Below are 18,829 nucleotides of genomic sequence, written 5' to 3'. Positions count from 1 at the left end.
TAGTAAAAAGTTAAATTAAACTGCTATAATAAATAAGATTTATTCTTATTAAAATAGCTCTATGTTCAACTATACAAAACCATTTTACCCCTTGTTTCTGAGTGCCGTTAAAAGTAATCCCGAACAGGCACATTTACAATTAATAAATATGCTCTCTAATCTCGATCAATCATATCATAGCCCTTGGGCTAGATTCATCCGTCAACAGTTAGAAAAAACCTTCTGTGTTACTAATCAAAATTTACCCGAAAAATTAGCTCAAAAATTATGGGGTTTAAATTTTCATACCCCGTTAGGATTAGCCCCCGGCTTTGATAAAAATGGCTTGGCGGCGGGAATATGGTCAAGTTTTGGCTTTAGTTTTGCCGAGTTAGGGGCTGTCACCTTACACCCCCAAACGGGCAACCCTCGCCCCCGTTTATTCCGTCTACCCGAAGATCTGGCCGCCTTAAATCGTATGGGGGCTAATAATCTCGGTGCATCAGCGATCGCGCAAACTTTAGCACAAACATGGAAGCGAGAAGTAAGACAAATACCCATCGGAATTAATCTATGTAAATCAAAAATTACACCCCTAGAACAAGCTCATCAAGACTATTTAGGGAGTTTTCAACTATTAAAAAATGTAGCTGATTATTTTGTTATTAATGTTAGTTCACCCAATACTCCGGGCTTAAGAAGTCTTCAAGGGGGAGAAGAATTAGAGTTAATTCTATCAACATTACAACGGGAAAATCAAGGAGAAAAACCCATTTTAATTAAGATTGCTCCCGACTTAGAACTATCAGAAATTAAGACAATTATAGAACTAGCTCAAAACTATCAATTAGCGGGAATTGTGGCCACTAATACTACCATCAAAAAAGACAATTTAAAAACAAAAATTCTGCCAGAAACAGGCAATCAAATGACAGAAGAAGCTGGAGGAATTAGTGGCTTACCCTTAAAAGAAATTTCAACAAAAATAATTCGTTTTATCTATCAACAAACCCAAGGAAAAATTCCCATTATTGGGGTAGGAGGAATTTTTAATGCCCAAGATGCGTGGGAAAAAATAACGGCCGGCGCAAGTTTATTGCAACTTTATACCGGAATGATTTATGAAGGGCCTTGGATCGTAAAAAATGTTCAAGAAGGCTTATTGAAAAAATTAGAAGAAAATGGCTTTACACACATTTGTGAAGCGATCGGCACGGCTGGGAAATAAGATTTTAGATTACTAATTTTTTGGCGATCGCTTAAAAAGTAAAGAAGCGATCGCCATCTGTACAATAGTTTTAAACTTCAGAAATGATCAAGATTGGCTCAGAGTCGTAAAAGGGCAATATTACCGTTTTTTGCCCAAAATGAGTTGCACAAAAGAGAGATCTCATTTTGCTCATTTATTTGCTTTGTCTTGCAAATTTTACCCCTTTATAAACTCCAAAACCAACTAATCCTGCCACAGCTACAACTCCTGCAACTGGTAGAGCAACTGTTGTTGTTGTTGTTAGTCCGATAGCTCCTAAAATTCCGGGTGCAGAAGTAGTTACAGTAGCTACTGTTACAGAACCTGCACCTGCCATTGAACTTGCACCAGCAACAATTGCACCTACGGCTTTTGCATCATCCATCATTTTGACACTCTCCAAATTATTAAATATAATTAACTTTATATTCTTAATATAACTTCACTTTGACAAAAATGTTCAATAAAAGTCACATTAAACCAGTGTTTTTTTTATAAAAGAATGTGATAAAGATCACACTATAGACTTTTAAAAGATCAAGAAAAATGATTTTAAGTTGTTTTTTATATCTGAAAGCTTTGTTAGATCAGAGGGATTTTTGCAAAAAAAACTATTTGGGAACAAATCTAATGTTATGTAAAGGTAACTTAAGATTTTGGGCAATTTTTAATAGATCTACTAAAATGACAAAAGACAAAATACTGAAAAAGTGTTATTTTTAGCTGATTAGATCAGACAAATTTAAAATCTTTATGGTGACATTATTAGAAAACCCTTTACGGGTGGGACTTCAACAACAAAGAACTCCAGAACCTTTAATTTTAGTGATTTTCGGGGCATCGGGCGATCTTACTAAACGTAAGTTAGTTCCCTCTCTTTATCAATTAAAAAAAGAGCGTAGATTACCCCCAGAAATGACGATCGTTGGTGTGGCAAGAAGGGATTGGAGTGATGACTATTTTAGGGAACAAATGAAAGAGGGTATTGAGGAATTTTCTGACGGGATCGGTAGTGAAGAATTATGGTCAGATTTTGCCGAAGGTTTATATTATTGTTCGGGAAATATGGATGAAAAAGAAAGTTATGAAAAGTTAAATCAATTATTATCTCAATTAGATGGAAAGAGGGGAACAAGGGGCAATCGGGTTTTTTATTTAGCAGTTTCCCCTAACTTTTTTGCCCCTGCTCTTAATAATTTAGGGGCAACCGGAATGTTAGATGATCCGATTAAAAATCGTCTGGTAATTGAAAAACCTTTTGGCAAAGATTTAAGTTCAGCCCAAACTTTAAATCGGGCTGTGCAAAAAGTTTGTAAAGAGGAACAAGTTTACCGGATCGATCATTATTTAGGGAAAGAAACTGTCCAAAATTTATTAGTTTTTCGCTTTGCTAATGCCATTTTTGAGCCTTTATGGAATCGTCAGTTTGTGGATCATGTCCAAATAACCGTAGCTGAGTCGGTAGGGGTAGAGGAAAGGGCAGGTTATTATGACACTTCTGGAGCTTTGCGTGATATGGTGCAAAATCACCTGATCCAGTTACTTTGTTTAACGGCCATGGAAGCCCCTAACGCCCTCAATGCTGACAGTATCCGCAATGAAAAAGTTAAAGTTTTACAGGCCACCCGCTTGGCGGATATTCATAATTTACAAAATTCGGCCATTCGAGGACAATATAGTAAAGGATGGATGAAAGGGAAGCCAGTCACAGGTTATCGGGAAGAACCCGGAGTCAATCCCTTATCCACTACTCCCACTTTTGTGGCCTTAAAATTAATGATTGATAACTGGCGTTGGCAAGGTGTACCCTTTTATCTAAGAACGGGAAAACGCCTTCCGAAAAAGGTTTCAGAAATTGCGATCCAATTTCGCGCCGTCCCCTTATTAATTTTCCAGTCAGTAGCACAACAAACCAATCCGAACATTTTAACCCTCAGAATCCAACCAAATGAGGGAATTTCCCTAAGATTTGAAGCCAAAACACCAGGGGCTGATCTCCATACCCGTACCGTTGACATGGACTTTAGCTATGGTTCATCCTTTGGCATGACAACGGCAGACGCTTATCAAAGATTATTATTAGATTGTATGTTAGGGGATCAAACTTTGTTCACCCGTGCCGATGAAGTGGAGGAGGCTTGGCGTGTGGTAACACCGGCCTTAGCGGCTTGGGATGCACCAACGGATCCCAGCCTGATGCCCCAATATGAAGCGGGGACATGGCAACCCTCACAAGCCGAAGATTTAATTAACCGTGATGGTCGTCAATGGCGTAGACTTTAGTTAAGACAAAAGTTGATAATCTGTAGGGGAGAAGGGCTTTTCGCCCCTACAAAATCTGACAAAAATTGAGTGGGGAAAATCAAAAAACAATTAATAATAATCTACTTGGGCAAGGGGAAGTAATTCAAAATTAGAAGGATCACGCAAAAAACGGAATACTTCTTCCTCTAAACGATGAATCTGATAAGGTTCTAAAGAATTACTATGACGAAGACTACACACATAGCCATCCATAAACATCCTCAGATCCTCATAACGATGACCCCTATTCCATAAATCAACCAGCATATCGGTTAATTTTTGGTAATGACGAATTGCTTGAGCTTGTTGTAACATAATCACAAATTGAGTGCGCCTTTTCAGTGAATAGTAACCAGTAACCAATGACCAGTTTTAACTATTACTATACTTCTCATTTTAGAAGATTGTTGATTCATTTTTCCTGATTTTATAAAAAAAACAGATTCTGGCCATTTGCCATTGGCGATTGGTCATTTGTTAAAGTAATAAAAAAAAACTCAATTTAATCAATTCTTCAACCGTTTTAATTAATGATCATCGCTTTTTCCTTTTCCCTTATCCCTCACCCTTAGAAAAAAGCCATCGTCATTTCCCTTAAGATCACATTGATGACATAGGCCGAAAAATTCTAAGGTATGATAATATACTTTAAATTGATAGGATTTTTGTAATTGTTGTTCTAGTTTATGAACCGGACATTGATCGATCGGGATTGATTGACCGCAATTAATACAAGTAAGATGATGTTGATCACTTTGAATAGAACTATAAAGCGATTCTCCATTAGCTAAAAGTCTCATGGAGATTACCCCTTCTAATCTTAAGGCTTCAAGAGAACGATAAACTGTGGCTAATCCCATCTGATCTTTACGGCGGCGTAATTCCATAAATAGTTCCTGCGCCGAAAGGGGGCGGTTTAAACTTTTGATTAAATCAAATATTTTTTCTTGGGATCGAGTGCGTTTAGTTTTCATCTGGTCATTTGATAAGTTTGATCTTAACTTATCTTAATTTTATAATTTTCAACTTAATTTAAAAGATATTTTGGTTTAACAATGGTACACTAAAAACAAAAATTAAACTCATTGTATCTCAAATTTCTGATATTTTTTATGCCTACTTATGCTTCTCGTATTTATGTCACCCTGAGACCTTCTGTGTTAGATCCGGCCGGTGTGGCGGTTCAATCTGGTTTACAACACATGGGTTATGAGGGGGTAGAAAGTGTGAGAATTGGAAAATATATTGAGTTAACTCTCACTGCTTCCGATCCTGATAGTGCTAAACAAAAGTTAGATCAAATGTGTGATCAATTATTAGCTAATACTGTGATTGAAAATTATTCTTTTGAATTAACTGAAAAATAGTTATTTGTTATTCGTTATTGGTTATTCGTTATTAACTAAAGATTAATTTTAAATATTAATTATTCAATTATGTTGAAATTTGGCGTTGTCGTTTTTCCCGGATCTAACTGCGATCGAGATGTGGCCATGGTAACACAGGATTTATTTAATCAACCTACTCGCATGATCTGGCATGAAGAAACGGAAATTAATGAGCTTGATGTGGTTGTCATTCCGGGGGGTTTTAGTTACGGAGATTATTTACGCTGTGGAGCGATCGCTCGGTTTTCTCCTATTATTAAAAGTGTGATTGAACACGCTAATCAAGGTAAATATGTGTTAGGTATTTGTAACGGGTTTCAAATATTAACAGAAATTGGTTTATTACCAGGGGCTTTAATTAGAAATCGTGATTTACATTTTATCTGCGATCGTACCCCTTTAAAGGTAGAAAATAACAAATTACCTTGGACAAAAGTCTATCACAATCAACAGGTAATTACCATCCCGATCGCCCATGGAGAGGGGCGTTATTATGCCGATCAAGACACCTTAAAAGAAATAGAAGATCATCATCAAGTATTATTTAGATATTGTGATCAAAAAGGGGAAATTAATGAACAAACAAACCCCAATGGATCATTAAATAATATCGCAGGAATTGTCAATAAAAAAGGCAATGTTTTAGGCATGATGCCCCATCCCGAAAGGGCGGCAGATCCAATTTTAAAAGCTACCGATGGAAGAAGATTATTTGAATCATTAATTATTAATTAAAATCCCCAAATTTTTTAATAATTAGACTTAGTAGGTTGGATTAAATCAAAATCAACCTACTATTTTTAATCGATCTATTTTTAATCGATCAATCTATTTAATATTTAAAAAATAAATTTCTATTATGCCCAATGCTATCCTCACAACAACAATAGCAACGATCTTATACTGTAACCCAGAGACTTCCTGTTTTCTATGATCCTGTGCGGAGATGCCTTTAATCACACTTTAACCGATTTGCATTGCTCCCATTCATCAGCTTAGGAAATTTGAGTATTCAAGAAATTGATCGTTGCTATTGCGTTCGGACGAGACAGATTTAAAATAAACAGGCTTCGGACTAACTTGTCTTCTTTACACTCCCTGTTTATGGGTTGTGTATTGTACGTTTCGATCTATTTTACCTCTCTTATTATAACGTTAACTCGATTTGACTCTCTTTGATGATTCTATTTGATGACTAGATCTCATCAAGTCTTCTCATCAGGTTCTACCTGCTGATCTAATTATGATCTGATCATGATCTAGTTTGATCGTTTATTTGAAATTTGATATTTTTGATATTGGAATTCGATCTTTACCTAGATTCATTTTTAATTTACTTAGAGTTACCTTAAGTCAACTTTTTAAGCCTATTATCTGAGCTTATCGGGAAATTTGACTGAAATAAGCTACCTAAATAAGCCATCGGTGCTAGTTTTTTTTACTAGCCTGTTAACTCTGTTTTAGGGTTTGCCTGTTCATACCTTTGTGGTATCTGTCAGGGAAGCGTTCTTGATTGCTTCTATTATTAATATAACACTTGTTTTTATTTAGGTTTATTTTTGATACAAATCTTTACAATTCATTTTCAATTGTGATGGATTATTTCTAATCTGATTGTAGGTATTTTAATCTGGCCTTAAATACCTCTCCTGAGGGTGGAGAGGCAAGTTAGAAGTGGTAATTTTCGTTATTTTAACTTAAATAAAAGTCAAAAAATAAACTGCTAAGTAGTATTAATTGACTGGTTATTACTACAAAGTAAACGGCAAATTTTAATTTAACATTGGCGAATAGAAAGGTTAATGTTTTGAGATCAATGATTGAGCTAGTTAGTAAAAATGCTAAAATCGAGCCACTGGAAAAGGTTGATAATAAACTGGTGGCTAAGACTGAATTTTTGATTGTGCCAACGGAGACGATCGCGCCAAAAATTAATAATGAAATTATTTGCCATTTGGGGGTTGTACCTAATGTTAAAATTTGATTTTGCGGGATTAAAGTTGAGAGGATACTGGCGATCGCGCAACCAATGATTAATAAACTACCCCATTCTAATAATTCTCGACTGATATTGTCTCGAAAAAGCTTAATTTGTAGGGATTTTGGGAGTTCTGTGCCGTCTTGTTTGTGGGGATGATAAATAATTTTACCGAGTGCTTCTAAAGGCTGATAGGGTAGGGGAAATAAGAGGGAAGATCCGGTATAAATTAGGCGGGAAGCTTGATTTAATTTTGGTTGGGGTGAAGACATAACTAATGCTTTAACATTTTCTGAATTTTCTTCAATTTTGGGGGGGGTTGGGGGTGTCAATAAAGCAAATAAACTGCCCATCAAAATGGCGATCGCACTGGTAAAAATAATACGCCAATAAAAAAGATTAACCGATCCGTATTGAGCAAAAATCTTCCATGATAAGTATAAAACAATGGGATTAATGGTGGGGGCGGCGATTAAAAAGCTAATGATAATGGGTAGGGGTAGCCCTTGTAAAAAAAAGCGTCTGGCAATGGGAATAATACCATATTGCCCCACTGGGAAAAATAAACCTAAACCACTACCAATTAATGCTCCTAGTAGGGGATGACGGGGAAAATGCGATCGCCATTGATTTTGTTCAATAAATACCAATAAAGCACTAGAAACGATTACACCGAGTAAAATAAAAGGGGTGGATTCTAATAATAAACTAAAAAAGACGGTTAGAGTAGAGGTGATAGCAGTCATTGAGAAATTTAAGTTAGGGAAATAAGATCAAAATTATAAAAATTCTTAAAAACAGATCAATTTTAAAATTAGATTAGTCTATTTTGTAGTTTTTTAGTTTATAGTTTTTGAGGTGGGATCTGTGTTGCACAAAATTTGCACAATTGATCGATCACAGGAAAAAATTAATTTTCAAATTCACAAGAACTACACATTTAAATGTTAAATTAATTAGTATGAACAAGGTTATTTAACATTGTAAAGTGTAGGGAGAATAAGATTATGAGTTTAACTAATAATGCTAAGATTACCACTTTTGAACCTTCGGGTGCTTTTAGTTTAGCCAATGCTAACGAATTTCAACAGGAATTAAATAAGGCGGTTTCTTGTGAAAATAATCCTATTTTAGTTGTAGATATGGCTCAAGTCGACTTTTTAGATAGTGCGGGTTTAATGGTATTAATTAATGGTTTTAGTTTGGCAAAAAGTTTAGGCAGACGTTTTATAATTTGCTCTTTAGCTCCTTCTGTACGCATGATTTTTGAATTAACTCAATTGGATCGGGTTTTTGAAATTTTTGAAAGTAAAGATAATCTTGAATCACAATTAGTTGGTGTTAGTAATTAATTATTATTGATAATACAATTATTTTACTTTTAATAAGTTAAAGTCGAGTGTTTTTGATGTCTAAAAGATCATAAATAATTTTAGAAAAACCGTTATGATCAACACTGGCTGTTATTTGATATTGTTGTTTTAATTCTAAGGGGGCATTATCAACTACATAACTGTAATGGGTAAAATTTAATAAATCAATATCATTAAAATCGTTACCAATACCTAAACTAAATTGGGGATCAATTCCTAATTTTTGGCAGAGGAAATTGGCCGCATTCCCCTTGGAAACCGCTGGGTTAAAAAATTCCATCCAAATGGTTTGATGATCGATCGGTGAAGTCGCCCTAATAATTTTTAAGTTTAATTGGTTTAATAATTTTTGAAGATGATAAAAAGAGTCTAGGGTTTTTAACATGGTTAAAGCTTGAGTCGCTGACTGATTAAATTTACTGTGATCAAAAGGACGGCTAAATTTTTGATTTCGGGTTAAATAATTGGCAAAATCAGTTAAGATTGAAGTTGATTGATAATATTGAAAATAATGATTATGGGGGATGGGATCATAAATTAAAAAATTCTGATCTAAATCTAATAAAATTTTAGTAATTTCTTTAATAGTAGATTGGGGTAAATTATAATCTTGAATTAGTTGTTGATTGTGCCAATTAATAATACCAGCCCCTGAAGAAAAGATCACATAATCAATGGGAAAATCTAAACTAATCACATTTTTTAATGAATGTAAAGTGCGCCCTGTGGCAATCACTTTTATTACATCTTTTTGTTGAAGTAAGTTAAAAGTTTCTAAATCTGTTTGACTGATGGGACGGTTATGGGGTAGAATTGTCCCATCTAAATCTGTAAAAATAATTTTAATTTTTTTCATTATATTTATTAATCATAAATAGTTTTGATCAAGACTTAAAAGATAATTGTCAACTTTGATACACTGAGCTTGTGGAAGTGTTCATTGTCTATTGTCAATTGTTAAACCATATTGCTAACTTGAAAAAATTAGATTAAGATCAATTTACTTTATACCCAAAATATCAAATAAGAGGAGACTATGATTAATGGCTTCCACCGATTTTAAAGATTATTATTCCATATTGGGGGTAAATAAAACCGCCAGTGCGGAGGAAATTAAAAAAACTTTTCGCAAATTAGCATTAAAATATCATCCCGATCGTAATCCTAATGATAAACAAGCCGAAGCGCGTTTTAAAGAAATTAGTGAGGCTTATGAGGTTTTATCCGATGAAGATAAACGGAAAAAATATGATCAGTTTGGCCAATATTGGAAACAGGCTTCACAAAATGGCGGCTGGTCAGGAAGTGGAGTTAATACGGATGTTTCTGGCTTTGATTTCAGTCAATATGGTAATTTTGATGAGTTTATTAATGAGTTATTAGGTCGTTTTTCTACTACTGGAGGGCAAAGAAAAACTAATTATAATTATCGGACTACGAATGTTAATGTCAATCAAAATCCTTATCAAGATTTTGCCAAGGGTTTTGGTGGTAATAATGGTTATAGTTCTTATACGGAGAGAACTTCCACCCCTCAACAGGAAGCGACTATTCAATTGACTTATTCAGAGGCTTTCAGAGGGACGAGAAAGCGTCTTAATCTTGCTAATGAAATTGTAGATGTGAGGATTCCCCCCGGTGCTAAACCAGGCAGTCGCATTCGCATTAAGGGAAAAGGCTCGATCGATCCTTTTACCCGTAAACGGCAAGATCTTTATTTGAATGTGGAGTTACAGCCCCATTCCTTTTTTAATTTTGAGGGTGATCATTTAATTTGTGAAGTGCCGATCAGCCCTGATGAGGCGGTTTTAGGGGCTTCTATTGAAGTACCAACTCCCGATGGAATGGTAACAATGCGCGTTCCCCCTGGCATAAAATCGGGTCAATCTTTGCGTTTAAAAGGGAAAGGATGGCATTTACCCAAAGGCCAAAGGGGTGATCAACTGGTAAAAATTGCGATCGCTACCCCTCAAAATCCTAGCGCTCAAGAAAAAGAATATTATGAAAAATTACGCTCAATTAAAACCTATAATCCCCGTCAAAATTTATCTAATATGATGCTGTAATTATGGTTATTTGTTATTTGTAAAAATTTAGATTATCAATTATCAACTATTAATTATTAAAAATGGATTCAGACACAAAATTTGTTTTATTAGTGATGGGATTACCGATCGCCGGATTGATTTATTGTGGCATAGGAATCGCCATTATTGCTAATAGTGAAACCGTCAGAGAACACGCTTTTATTTCCGGCGCTTTATTTTTACTTGTGCCTTTAACAATTGGTGCGGTAATTTGGTTAAAAGCCTCGGCTAAAGCCTATCAAAAACACCATAAATAGCTATTAATTGTAATCTAATTAAATAAATTTAATGATATGAAATTTTTACGTTTTTTCTTAGTAATTATTAGCTCATTTTTAATTATTATTAGTTCTCAATTAATTAACTCACAAAATCAATCAGTTTTAGCTTTCCCCCCATCTTCAAATATTATTGCTACGGGTTGGCAAAATGCCTCCTTTCCAGTGGAAAATTTCCAAGGTTATACTTCAGGTTATGGCTATCGGCGATCGGCTACGGGTGGCAGTGGTACGGAGTTTCATCGTGGTTTAGACATTGCCGCCCCCCTTGGTAGTTACATCCGTAACTGGTGGGATGGCCAAGTGATTGATTTATCGGATCATAGCGCTTGTGGTACAATGATCACAATTCAATCGGGGTCATGGACTCATTTATATTGTCATTTAATGGGTCATGTGGAAAGTAGTGGAGAACAATTATATTTAGTTGATCCTCAAGGTGGTATTACATTGATGAAAGGGCAACAAGTTCAAGGTGGGGCGAGAATAGCCAGAGTTGGCATGACTGGACGTACTACAGGGCCTCATCTCCATTGGGGGTTAAAATATCAAGGGGAATATTTAGATCCGGCGATCGTTTTACGGGCAATGTATCAACAACAAAACGCTTAAATAATTGACAATTTTTCATTGAAAAAACCCCCTCGCCCACAGAGGGCTAGGGGTTAAGTGTGATGTTGATCTACCAAATTTTACTGTTCACTATTGACTTTTAGAGTGGTGCTACTTGAATTTCAATAGTAGCGGTAACTTCAGGATGTAATTTAACATCGGCTTTATAAAAGCCAACTTTACTAATTTCGGGGAGGGTAATACCACGGCGATCTACTTCTTGAGAAGTGCTTTCTTTAATTGCATCTGCCACATCTTGAGGGGTAACAGTACCAAAAATTGCTTCCGCTTCACCCACTTGTTTACGAATCACAAAACGTCCGATCGTTTCAAGGGCAGTTTTGCGAGATTTAGCTTCTTCTTTGATGGCTAATAAGCGTTGAAGTTCTTTTTCTTTTCTTTGGGCTACTTGTTTTAAAATACCGGGGGTAGCATAGTTACCGAAGCCTTGAGGAATCAGATAATTACGGGCGTATCCTGGTGCTACTTCAACTAAGTCGCCACTTTTTCCTAGTTTACGCACATCTTTAGTTAATACAACTTGTGATCTTTTAGACATATTTTTTAACCTCGTAAATTTTTAGTTTTAAATATAAAAGTTACACGAACTCCCTATTTTATAATTAAAGGGGTCTGATTGGCAATTGATAATTGATAATTGATCATGGAGAATTTCTTTTCCCTTGGCTCAAACAATTATCCATGATCAATTATTAACGATTGTAGCTGTTGTAACCAGTTTAAGACTTTTTGACGGTAAACTGAGGGGGAAGAAGATAAAGATAATTGTAATAATGCTCTTTGATAATCAGCGATCGCGCTATTCCAATCCCCTCTAAGATGATAGGTGTGGCCTCTTTCGGCGTAAAATCTTTCCCATAGGGAGGGGGAAAGTAATAAACCTAAATCAAAATTTTCTAAAGCCAGATCATATAAACCTAACTCCCGATAAGTAATACCTAAATTGAGTAAAGCCCGAAAATTAGTAGGATTATAATTTAAAGCTTTTTGATAATCTTTTAAGGCCTTGCTTAAATTACCCACTGCAATATAATAATTAGCACGATTATTATAGGCATTATCTAAACGAGGATTGAGAAAAATAGCTCGATTATAGTCTTTTAAAGCTTGAGGATATTGTCCTAATTTAAAGTAAATTAACCCACGATTATTATAATCTATACTGCTATTTGGTTCTTGATTCAAAATTAAGGTTAAAAGGGCGATCGCCTCATCATAAGCCCCCTGTTTAGCTTGAAAAGAAGCAACAGAACGCAATTGTGCCACAGAAAACCGTTGTGTTATAGACTTATGATCACAGGCAGATTGTGTAGATTGATTAGTATTCATCACCATTATTCCCTTGAATCAAAATGGGTGTTAATAACTACCTTAATTCTAAAATCAGATTAATCTAGGTTTTGAATGTGCCACTCATTCAAGTGTTTGGATTAAAATTGATTAGTCATTAAGGTTATACTTACACTATCTACAAGATCAGTACCAAAAATTTCGTAAAAGTTAACACAAAATTGAGAATTTAACAGTTTAAAGTTAAAAAGGTTTATGGGATCAAAACCTACAAATCAAGCCAATTCCCACAGATGAGGATTTAATTGAAAGCTTTACATTGATCAATTGTCAAGAAACGCTGACAATGTAACAGTCCACTAGAATTGATTTGTGATCACTGACTTATTTTGCTAGGATCTAAATTCGACATCAGAAAAATTGATTAAATTTTAATTATCAAAAAGAAAATTTATGGCAAATGTTACCCTATTTCCTTCAATACCCGATCTTTATACCGATGACTATTGTGTTTTTGGTTTGGCAACCTGTTTTTTCAGGGAAGATGGGGAAATACATCAAGTGGAAATTTTAGAGCCGATCCCCTCGGCCGCTTTAGAGGCCTTAATTAAAGGTATTCCCACCTCTTATCAAAAAGCGGTTGCTAAAACTTTAGGGGAAATTTTTACCGTAGACAATGTTAAAATTCCCGTTGAATTTCCTGAAACGACTAAATTATGTGAGGATTTTAACGATCGAGTGATTGCGGCCGCACGGACTTATAAAAGACGCACGGAAGCACAAAGTCATATTCCTTTAGGAATTATTTATGAAAGTTTTAATTATTCTACAGAGAAAAAACGCTTATTGAACATGGAAAATGTTGTAACAACCGATGATAATGTGAAACAACACGCCTATACTCATCAAACTCTTTAATTTTAGCTTAGATTTATCTGATTAAAAGCTATTATATTAATACAAAAAGTCGGGAATTTAACAAATTCCCGACTTTTGATTATTTTATTATTATAATTAAAGCAGTGTATAATCATAAAAACTAATAAAATATGAGTTCTATGAATTTTCAACTTAATGATACTTTAAGACAAGAACAATATCTGATTAAAAGAATTATTGGTGTAGGTGGTTTTGGTATTACTTATGAAGCTCTACATATTAATTTTAATCATTATTATTATGTTGAAAATAACGGGATTTTAACAGAAGAAAAAGCTTTAAAATATATTAATCAAATTGGATCGGCATTAGAAAAAGTCCATGAATTACAAACAGATAATCCTTAGCTAAAACTTAGGGCGATTTTATGTTAGAATTACAATTATTTTAAATCTAAAATTTTAGTAAATAATTTAACTATGATTCAACAACTCGAAAAAGCATTAACTAAATTAGCAGAACTTCCCGAATTAGATCAAGAAGCCATCGCTAATCGTATTTTAGCAGAAATAGAAGATGAAAAACTTTGGCATCAACAATTTCAAGAATCACAAGATCAACTAGCAAAACTAGCAGATGAAGCTTTAGCAGACTTTAAACAAGGAAAAACTTTACCCTTAGAATTTTAATGGAATCTCAAACTACTCCTAAATTTTGGAAAGCTTATTATAAACTGCCTCCACAAATTCAGGAAGCCGCACAAAAAGCTTATCAAATTTGGCAAAATGATCCTTATAATTCTAGTCTGCAATTTAAGCAAATTCACTCAATAAAACCGATTTATTCTGTTAGAATTGGTTTAGAGTGGAGGGCTGTTGGCATTAAAGAAGGTAATACAATTATTTGGTTTTGGATTGGTTCTCATGCTGATTATGATAAAATTATTTCTCAATTGTAAAATAAGTTTAGTAGGGTATGTCAGACCAATAAAAAATGATATTTTCCCTAATTTTTTTTATCTGATACACCCTTTCCCCCCCCACTTTTAAAACTGACTTAAAATCATTCCTGTTAATAAAATAAAGCCTAAAGTAACATTATCTCCAAACATTTTATTATATAAAATTCGGGGGATTTCTGGTTGTTTTAATTGTAAATATTGTCTGATCCAACCAACAATTGCAATAACTAAAGATAGCCAAAATATTAAATTCAAACCTAGTTGAAAGCCTAGATCACCTAATAATATTGCCGTTAAAAAATAAAAGATTCCCACCGCAGAAGGGGCATATTTTCCGAAAAATAAAGCACTAGAATTAATCCCAATTTTACGATCATCTTCTCGATCGGACATGGCATAAACCGTATCAAAACCTAATGTCCAAAAGACCGTAGCCCCCCATAATAACCATGTTTCAAGGCTTAAATTTGGTGTAATCGCACTCCAACTGATTAACACTGCAAAGCCCCACGCTAACGATAACACCAATTGGGGGATGGGAAAAAATCTTTTAGCTAAGGGATAACAGACGATAAAAGGCACGGCCAGCACCGATAACCAAAAACTTAAACTATTAAGATAAAATGCTAGTATGGCCGCGCAAACCATCGCTAACAAAGCCACAATTATCCCCACTTTAACGGATAACTCCCTAGCGGCTAAAGGGCGGGTTTTTGTTCTTTCTACTTGGGGATCTAAGTCTCGATCCCAAAGATCATTGATCACACATCCCGCCGCGCTGGTGACTAAACTTCCTAAAATAATTACTCCCACAAGGGGTAAAGGGGGCATTCCTTCCGAGGCTAAAAACAGCGCCCATAAAGCGGGTATCATTAAAATTAAACGCCCAGCCGGTTTATCCCAACGTAATAAACGGATTAAAACTGACCATGTGGATTCTATTTTAATTTGAGATTGAGTCATTTTGATTTTAGATTAATAATTTTAAATTTTTGGTACAGTTAAAGGTTATCTTTAATGATAGTTAATTCTTAATTGTTTTATTGGTAATTCTTATGGTGGATTCTCTCTATCAAATTAAACCGAATTTGGGTACTTTTGCCAAGCCAAACCCTCAACAAGATTGTACTTTAGCGGCCATTGATATTGGTACTAATTCCATTCACATGGTGGTGGTTAAAATTAATGCCCGTCTCAAAACTTTTTCCATTGTCACAAGGGAAAAGGATACGGTTAGACTTGGCGATCGCAACCCGAAAACTAAAGAATTAACTCCCGAAGCGATCGCGCGATCGTTGGCGGCCTTAAAAAGATGTCAAGATCTGGCCAAAAGTTTAAATGTTGATCATATCGTAGCCGTAGCCACCAGTGCCACTAGAGAATCTCCCAATGGCTCTGAATTTTTAGAACAAATTGAGAGGGAAATCGGGTTAAAAGTAGATTTAATTTCTGGTCAAGAGGAGGCCAGAAGGATATATTTAGGCGTATTATCGGGGATGGATTTTAATGATCAACCCCATATTTTAATAGATATTGGAGGGGGATCAACTGAATTAATCTTAGCAGATCAATATGACGCAAGGTTTTTAAGTAGCACCAAGGTGGGGGCGGTGCGTTTAACCCAAGAATTTGTAACCACGGATCCCATTAGTAACTATGAATACGGCTATTTACAGGCTTATATTCGGGGAATGTTAGAACGCACCACCGATGAATTGTTATCCTATCTTAAAACCAATGAACAGCCCCGCTTAATTGCTACATCAGGCACGGCGGAGACCTTAGCTATGATTATCGCTTTAGAACAGACGGGAGTTGAACCTAATCCTCTGAATGGTTATAAAATCAGTAAGCGTGATCTTAAAAGTTGGCTCAGAAAACTCTCATTGATGACCTGTGCAGAAAGATATAATGTGAATGGGATGAACGATCGCCGTGCGGAAATTATTGTGGCGGGGGCGTTAGTCTTATTAGAGGCGATGGAATTATTAAATATTGATGAATTAACCGTCTGTGAAAGGGCTTTGAGGGAAGGGGTGATCATTGACTGGATGTTAACTCATGGTTATATTGATAGTCATTTTCGTTATCAAAGTGAAATTAGACCCCGTAGTATCTTAAAAATTGCCCATAAATATCAAGTAAATTTAGACTCTAATCAGAGGATTGCTGAATTTGCCATTAAATTATTTGATAGTATGGAAAATAAATTACATCAATGGGGGGAAATGGAACGGGAATGGTTATGGGGGGCGGCCATTTTGTATAATTGTGGCTTACATATTAGTCATTCTGCCTATCATAAACACAGTTATTATTTAATCAGAAATGCTGAATTTTTAGGATTTACAGAAATTGAGATTGAAATGATGGCTAATATTGCCCGTTATCACCGTAAAAGTAAGCCAAAAAGAAAGCATGAACCTTATAAAAATTTATCTTTAATTCATCAAAAAACGATTAAACAATTGAGTGCAATTTTAAGATTAGCCGTAGCTTTAGATCGCCGTCAAATTGGGGCAATAAAAGATTTAACTTGTGTTTATGATCCCGTTAAACGCTTCTTAAAATTAAATTTAATTCCCGCTAATATTGCCGATGATTGTGCTTTAGAAATTTGGAATTTAAACCTTGAAAAACCTATTTTTGAGGAAGAATACCAAGTAATAATTGATAATTGATAATTTAATAAATAACGAATAACTAATAAAAAATAACCATGAAAGATCAACAACCAGTTAACATTTTAGTAGTAGATGATAGTCGAACCCATTTAAAAATTGTTCAGGCCGTTTTAACACCCCTGAAACAGACGATCATTACTGCTAATTCTGGTGAAGAAGCGATCGAATGTGTTAAACAAGAAGACTTTGCTGTGATTTTACTTGATGTTAATTTACCTGAAATGAATGGTTTTCAAACCGCCGCTAAAATGAGAGAAATTAAGCGATCTCAAACAACTCCAATTATTTTTATGACGGCCATGGAAACCAGTGATGTTAAACTATTTCAAGGTTATAATCAAGGGGCAGTCGACTTTTTAATAAAACCAATTCCCCCCTTTATTTTAAAATCAAAAGTTTCCGTATTTATTGAACTTTATCAACAAAATAATTTTATTACTTCCCAAACAACTTATATTGAACAAATTAGCGAAAATTTACAAAAACAAGAAGTACAAATTAAAGATCAATCTGCCCTCTTAGAATTAATCCAAGAAGCAATTATGATTTGTAATTTAGATCATAAAGTTGAATTTTGGAATAAAGGATCAAATCAACTTTATGGGTGGCGTAAAAATGAAATTATAGGTCAAAATTGGTATGAAATTTTGAAAGCAAAATCTACTGAATATTTAGAAGAAATTAAAAAAAAATTAATCTTAACTGAAACTTGGGATGGCGAATTTTTATTAACAAATAAACAAAATAAATCCTTAATTACTTATCACCGTTGGACATTAAGAACAGATCAAAAAGGTAAACCCATCGGTTATTTTTCGATTAGTTATGATGTCACTGATAAAAAAAGAGAACAGTTAGCCCTGCGGCGAAATTTAGAAAAGGAACAGGAAAAAAATAACTTTCAAAAACAATTTATTAATGATTGTTTTGGGGAGATTAAAAATACTTTAAATTCAATTTCTGGTACTATTCAAATGGTTAGACTCTATAAACAAAAATTAAATATAGAACAATTATTAAATCATATTGAAAGAATTGAAAATTATACTAAAGATACTCAGGAATTATTGGAAGATTTATTATTTATTATTAAAGCCAAAGACGGTGAAAATTTATTAAATCTTGTCCCCGTTAATCTCTATAAAATTTGTCAAAATTTAGTCAAAAGTTTAAAATTTGGCATTGGTAGAAATCATTTAATTAATTTTATCGCCGATGATGAAATTCAAGAAACGATAGCCCTTCAAACTTCTCCTACTATTATTTCTAGTACATCAAAAGATAAAACTTTGATGTATTTAGATGAAAAAATGATCTGGAAAATGTTAAATATTTTATTAAGTAATGCCATCCAATATTCAAAAGATCAAAGCTATATTGAATTACATTTAAGATATGAAGAAGATCAGGTTATCATCTTAGTTAAAGATCAAGGTATTGGCATTCCCACCGAAGATCAAGCTTATATTTTTGAGCCTTTTTATCGAGCTAAAAATACCGATATTATTACAGGCTTAGGTATTGGTTTACATCTTGTTCAAACTTATGTAAAATTACATCACGGTAAAATTATGATGACAAGTTTAGCAGGTCAAGGTACAACTTTTCAAATTACTTTACCCCGTAATTTAACACCAAATTAGTTAACAATTAACCCTTGACAATGGACAATTGACAATGATTTTTTATGATCAATTATCCATTATTAATTATCAATTATTTATTATTAATTATCAATTATTTATT

22 protein-coding genes are annotated in these 18,829 nt (G+C 34.3%); 14 read left to right on the top strand and 8 right to left on the bottom strand.

Annotation, left to right across the window (positions count from 1 at the left end; genetic code table 11):
- Positions 1-61 precede the first annotated feature (61 nt).
- Positions 62-1,207, top strand: a complete 1,146-nt coding sequence (locus tag Anndu_RS03130; protein WP_464102968.1) for a quinone-dependent dihydroorotate dehydrogenase — start codon at positions 62-64, stop codon at positions 1,205-1,207.
- A 175-nt stretch (positions 1,208-1,382) separates the two neighbouring features.
- Here the strand turns inward: Anndu_RS03130 and Anndu_RS03125 are convergent, their stop codons facing one another.
- Positions 1,383-1,616, bottom strand: a complete 234-nt coding sequence (locus tag Anndu_RS03125) for a hypothetical protein (protein ID WP_464102967.1) — start codon at positions 1,614-1,616, stop codon at positions 1,383-1,385.
- Positions 1,617-1,981: 365 nt separating this feature from the next.
- Here Anndu_RS03125 and zwf point away from each other — a divergent pair, with 365 nt between their 5' ends.
- Entirely contained in the window at positions 1,982-3,511 is a 1,530-nt protein-coding gene (zwf, locus tag Anndu_RS03120; protein ID WP_464102966.1) for a glucose-6-phosphate dehydrogenase, read from the top strand.
- 90 nt (positions 3,512-3,601) lie between these two features.
- Here the strand turns inward: zwf and Anndu_RS03115 are convergent, their stop codons facing one another.
- Both Anndu_RS03115 and Anndu_RS03110 read right to left on the bottom strand, forming a co-directional pair.
- On the bottom strand, positions 3,602-3,847 hold the full coding sequence (locus tag Anndu_RS03115; protein WP_464102965.1) for a DUF6761 family protein: 246 nt from the start codon (positions 3,845-3,847) through the stop codon (positions 3,602-3,604).
- Between the two features lie 212 nt (positions 3,848-4,059).
- Positions 4,060-4,506 carry a Fur family transcriptional regulator gene (locus Anndu_RS03110; RefSeq protein WP_464102964.1) on the bottom strand — a complete coding sequence of 149 codons (447 nt, stop codon included), beginning with the start codon at positions 4,504-4,506 and terminating at the stop codon, positions 4,060-4,062.
- A gap of 138 nt (positions 4,507-4,644) precedes the next feature.
- Between Anndu_RS03110 and purS the strand changes: the two genes are divergently transcribed.
- Positions 4,645-4,899, top strand: a complete 255-nt coding sequence (purS, locus tag Anndu_RS03105; protein WP_464102963.1) for a phosphoribosylformylglycinamidine synthase subunit PurS — start codon at positions 4,645-4,647, stop codon at positions 4,897-4,899.
- A 72-nt stretch (positions 4,900-4,971) separates the two neighbouring features.
- Entirely contained in the window at positions 4,972-5,655 is a 684-nt protein-coding gene (gene purQ / locus Anndu_RS03100) for a phosphoribosylformylglycinamidine synthase subunit PurQ (RefSeq protein ID WP_464104025.1), read from the top strand.
- A gap of 957 nt (positions 5,656-6,612) precedes the next feature.
- On the opposite strand, the gene Anndu_RS03095 is transcribed toward purQ, so the two are convergent.
- Positions 6,613-7,644 (bottom strand): permease, encoded by a 1,032-nt coding sequence (locus tag Anndu_RS03095; RefSeq protein WP_464102962.1) that lies wholly within the window; start codon positions 7,642-7,644, stop codon positions 6,613-6,615.
- 261 nt (positions 7,645-7,905) lie between these two features.
- On the opposite strand from Anndu_RS03095, the gene Anndu_RS03090 reads away from it, so the two are divergent.
- Positions 7,906-8,250: an STAS domain-containing protein gene (locus tag Anndu_RS03090; protein WP_464102961.1), complete on the top strand. Its 345-nt coding sequence runs from the start codon at positions 7,906-7,908 to the stop codon at positions 8,248-8,250.
- A gap of 37 nt (positions 8,251-8,287) precedes the next feature.
- Here Anndu_RS03090 and Anndu_RS03085 read toward each other — a convergent pair whose 3' ends face one another.
- On the bottom strand, positions 8,288-9,127 hold the full coding sequence (locus Anndu_RS03085) for an HAD family hydrolase (protein WP_464102960.1): 840 nt from the start codon (positions 9,125-9,127) through the stop codon (positions 8,288-8,290).
- 187 nt (positions 9,128-9,314) lie between these two features.
- Between Anndu_RS03085 and Anndu_RS03080 the strand changes: the two genes are divergently transcribed.
- The 3 genes from Anndu_RS03080 to Anndu_RS03070 all read left to right on the top strand — a co-directional run bounded on the left by Anndu_RS03080 (position 9,315) and on the right by Anndu_RS03070 (position 11,248).
- Positions 9,315-10,337 (top strand): DnaJ C-terminal domain-containing protein, encoded by a 1,023-nt coding sequence (locus Anndu_RS03080; protein ID WP_464102959.1) that lies wholly within the window; start codon positions 9,315-9,317, stop codon positions 10,335-10,337.
- Positions 10,338-10,399: 62 nt separating this feature from the next.
- Positions 10,400-10,615, top strand: a complete 216-nt coding sequence (locus Anndu_RS03075) for a hypothetical protein (RefSeq protein WP_464102958.1) — start codon at positions 10,400-10,402, stop codon at positions 10,613-10,615.
- A gap of 36 nt (positions 10,616-10,651) precedes the next feature.
- Entirely contained in the window at positions 10,652-11,248 is a 597-nt protein-coding gene (locus Anndu_RS03070) for a M23 family metallopeptidase (protein WP_464102957.1), read from the top strand.
- A gap of 100 nt (positions 11,249-11,348) precedes the next feature.
- Here the strand turns inward: Anndu_RS03070 and rplI are convergent, their stop codons facing one another.
- Together rplI and Anndu_RS03060 are read right to left on the bottom strand one after the other, a co-directional pair.
- Positions 11,349-11,807, bottom strand: coding sequence for a 50S ribosomal protein L9 (gene rplI, locus Anndu_RS03065; RefSeq protein WP_464102956.1), 459 nt, complete (start codon positions 11,805-11,807; stop codon positions 11,349-11,351).
- Between the two features lie 137 nt (positions 11,808-11,944).
- Positions 11,945-12,598 carry a tetratricopeptide repeat protein gene (locus tag Anndu_RS03060; RefSeq protein ID WP_464102955.1) on the bottom strand — a complete coding sequence of 218 codons (654 nt, stop codon included), beginning with the start codon at positions 12,596-12,598 and terminating at the stop codon, positions 11,945-11,947.
- A gap of 414 nt (positions 12,599-13,012) precedes the next feature.
- Between Anndu_RS03060 and Anndu_RS03055 the strand changes: the two genes are divergently transcribed.
- The 4 genes from Anndu_RS03055 (at position 13,013) to Anndu_RS03040 (ending at position 14,396) form a co-directional block, all read left to right on the top strand.
- On the top strand, positions 13,013-13,477 hold the full coding sequence (locus Anndu_RS03055; protein ID WP_464102954.1) for a hypothetical protein: 465 nt from the start codon (positions 13,013-13,015) through the stop codon (positions 13,475-13,477).
- Positions 13,478-13,617: 140 nt separating this feature from the next.
- Positions 13,618-13,845 (top strand): hypothetical protein, encoded by a 228-nt coding sequence (locus tag Anndu_RS03050; RefSeq protein WP_464102953.1) that lies wholly within the window; start codon positions 13,618-13,620, stop codon positions 13,843-13,845.
- Between the two features lie 72 nt (positions 13,846-13,917).
- Entirely contained in the window at positions 13,918-14,127 is a 210-nt protein-coding gene (locus Anndu_RS03045; protein WP_464102952.1) for a hypothetical protein, read from the top strand.
- Positions 14,127-14,396, top strand: coding sequence for a type II toxin-antitoxin system RelE family toxin (locus Anndu_RS03040; protein ID WP_464102951.1), 270 nt, complete (start codon positions 14,127-14,129; stop codon positions 14,394-14,396). Before Anndu_RS03045 ends, Anndu_RS03040 begins: the two co-directional genes overlap by 1 nt.
- 87 nt (positions 14,397-14,483) lie before the next feature.
- Here the strand turns inward: Anndu_RS03040 and Anndu_RS03035 are convergent, their stop codons facing one another.
- Positions 14,484-15,362 (bottom strand): 4-hydroxybenzoate solanesyltransferase, encoded by an 879-nt coding sequence (locus Anndu_RS03035; RefSeq protein ID WP_464102950.1) that lies wholly within the window; start codon positions 15,360-15,362, stop codon positions 14,484-14,486.
- Between the two features lie 92 nt (positions 15,363-15,454).
- On the opposite strand from Anndu_RS03035, the gene Anndu_RS03030 reads away from it, so the two are divergent.
- Together Anndu_RS03030 and Anndu_RS03025 are read left to right on the top strand one after the other, a co-directional pair.
- Positions 15,455-17,080, top strand: coding sequence for a Ppx/GppA phosphatase family protein (locus Anndu_RS03030; protein ID WP_464102949.1), 1,626 nt, complete (start codon positions 15,455-15,457; stop codon positions 17,078-17,080).
- 38 nt (positions 17,081-17,118) lie between these two features.
- Positions 17,119-18,726: a hybrid sensor histidine kinase/response regulator gene (locus Anndu_RS03025; protein ID WP_464102948.1), complete on the top strand. Its 1,608-nt coding sequence runs from the start codon at positions 17,119-17,121 to the stop codon at positions 18,724-18,726.
- The last annotated feature ends 103 nt before the right edge of the window (positions 18,727-18,829 follow it).

The sequence above is a fragment of the Annamia dubia NIES-4383 genome (assembly GCF_055394725.1).
This window is presented reverse-complemented; position numbering and strand designations above follow the sequence as displayed.

Bases quoted from the DNA above. Each gene is read 5' to 3' on its own strand.
- Anndu_RS03055 (WP_464102954.1), top strand. From the start codon at position 13,013: ATGGCAAATGTTACCCTATTTCCTTCAATACCCGATCTTTATACCGAT.
- Anndu_RS03090 (WP_464102961.1), top strand. From the start codon at position 7,906: ATGAGTTTAACTAATAATGCTAAGATTACCACTTTTGAACCTTCGGGT.
- Anndu_RS03115 (WP_464102965.1), bottom strand. From the start codon at position 3,847: ATGTTACAACAAGCTCAAGCAATTCGTCATTACCAAAAATTAACCGAT.
- Anndu_RS03070 (WP_464102957.1), top strand. From the start codon at position 10,652: ATGAAATTTTTACGTTTTTTCTTAGTAATTATTAGCTCATTTTTAATT.
- Anndu_RS03095 (WP_464102962.1), bottom strand. From the start codon at position 7,644: ATGACTGCTATCACCTCTACTCTAACCGTCTTTTTTAGTTTATTATTA.
- zwf (WP_464102966.1), top strand. From the start codon at position 1,982: ATGGTGACATTATTAGAAAACCCTTTACGGGTGGGACTTCAACAACAA.
- Anndu_RS03050 (WP_464102953.1), top strand. From the start codon at position 13,618: ATGAATTTTCAACTTAATGATACTTTAAGACAAGAACAATATCTGATT.
- Anndu_RS03025 (WP_464102948.1), top strand. From the start codon at position 17,119: ATGAAAGATCAACAACCAGTTAACATTTTAGTAGTAGATGATAGTCGA.
- Anndu_RS03030 (WP_464102949.1), top strand. From the start codon at position 15,455: ATGGTGGATTCTCTCTATCAAATTAAACCGAATTTGGGTACTTTTGCC.
- Anndu_RS03080 (WP_464102959.1), top strand. From the start codon at position 9,315: ATGGCTTCCACCGATTTTAAAGATTATTATTCCATATTGGGGGTAAAT.
- Anndu_RS03045 (WP_464102952.1), top strand. From the start codon at position 13,918: ATGATTCAACAACTCGAAAAAGCATTAACTAAATTAGCAGAACTTCCC.
- Anndu_RS03130 (WP_464102968.1), top strand. From the start codon at position 62: ATGTTCAACTATACAAAACCATTTTACCCCTTGTTTCTGAGTGCCGTT.
- Anndu_RS03040 (WP_464102951.1), top strand. From the start codon at position 14,127: ATGGAATCTCAAACTACTCCTAAATTTTGGAAAGCTTATTATAAACTG.
- purS (WP_464102963.1), top strand. From the start codon at position 4,645: ATGCCTACTTATGCTTCTCGTATTTATGTCACCCTGAGACCTTCTGTG.
- Anndu_RS03110 (WP_464102964.1), bottom strand. From the start codon at position 4,506: ATGAAAACTAAACGCACTCGATCCCAAGAAAAAATATTTGATTTAATC.
- Anndu_RS03075 (WP_464102958.1), top strand. From the start codon at position 10,400: ATGGATTCAGACACAAAATTTGTTTTATTAGTGATGGGATTACCGATC.
- Anndu_RS03060 (WP_464102955.1), bottom strand. From the start codon at position 12,598: ATGAATACTAATCAATCTACACAATCTGCCTGTGATCATAAGTCTATA.
- Anndu_RS03085 (WP_464102960.1), bottom strand. From the start codon at position 9,127: ATGAAAAAAATTAAAATTATTTTTACAGATTTAGATGGGACAATTCTA.
- Anndu_RS03035 (WP_464102950.1), bottom strand. From the start codon at position 15,362: ATGACTCAATCTCAAATTAAAATAGAATCCACATGGTCAGTTTTAATC.
- Anndu_RS03125 (WP_464102967.1), bottom strand. From the start codon at position 1,616: ATGATGGATGATGCAAAAGCCGTAGGTGCAATTGTTGCTGGTGCAAGT.
- rplI (WP_464102956.1), bottom strand. From the start codon at position 11,807: ATGTCTAAAAGATCACAAGTTGTATTAACTAAAGATGTGCGTAAACTA.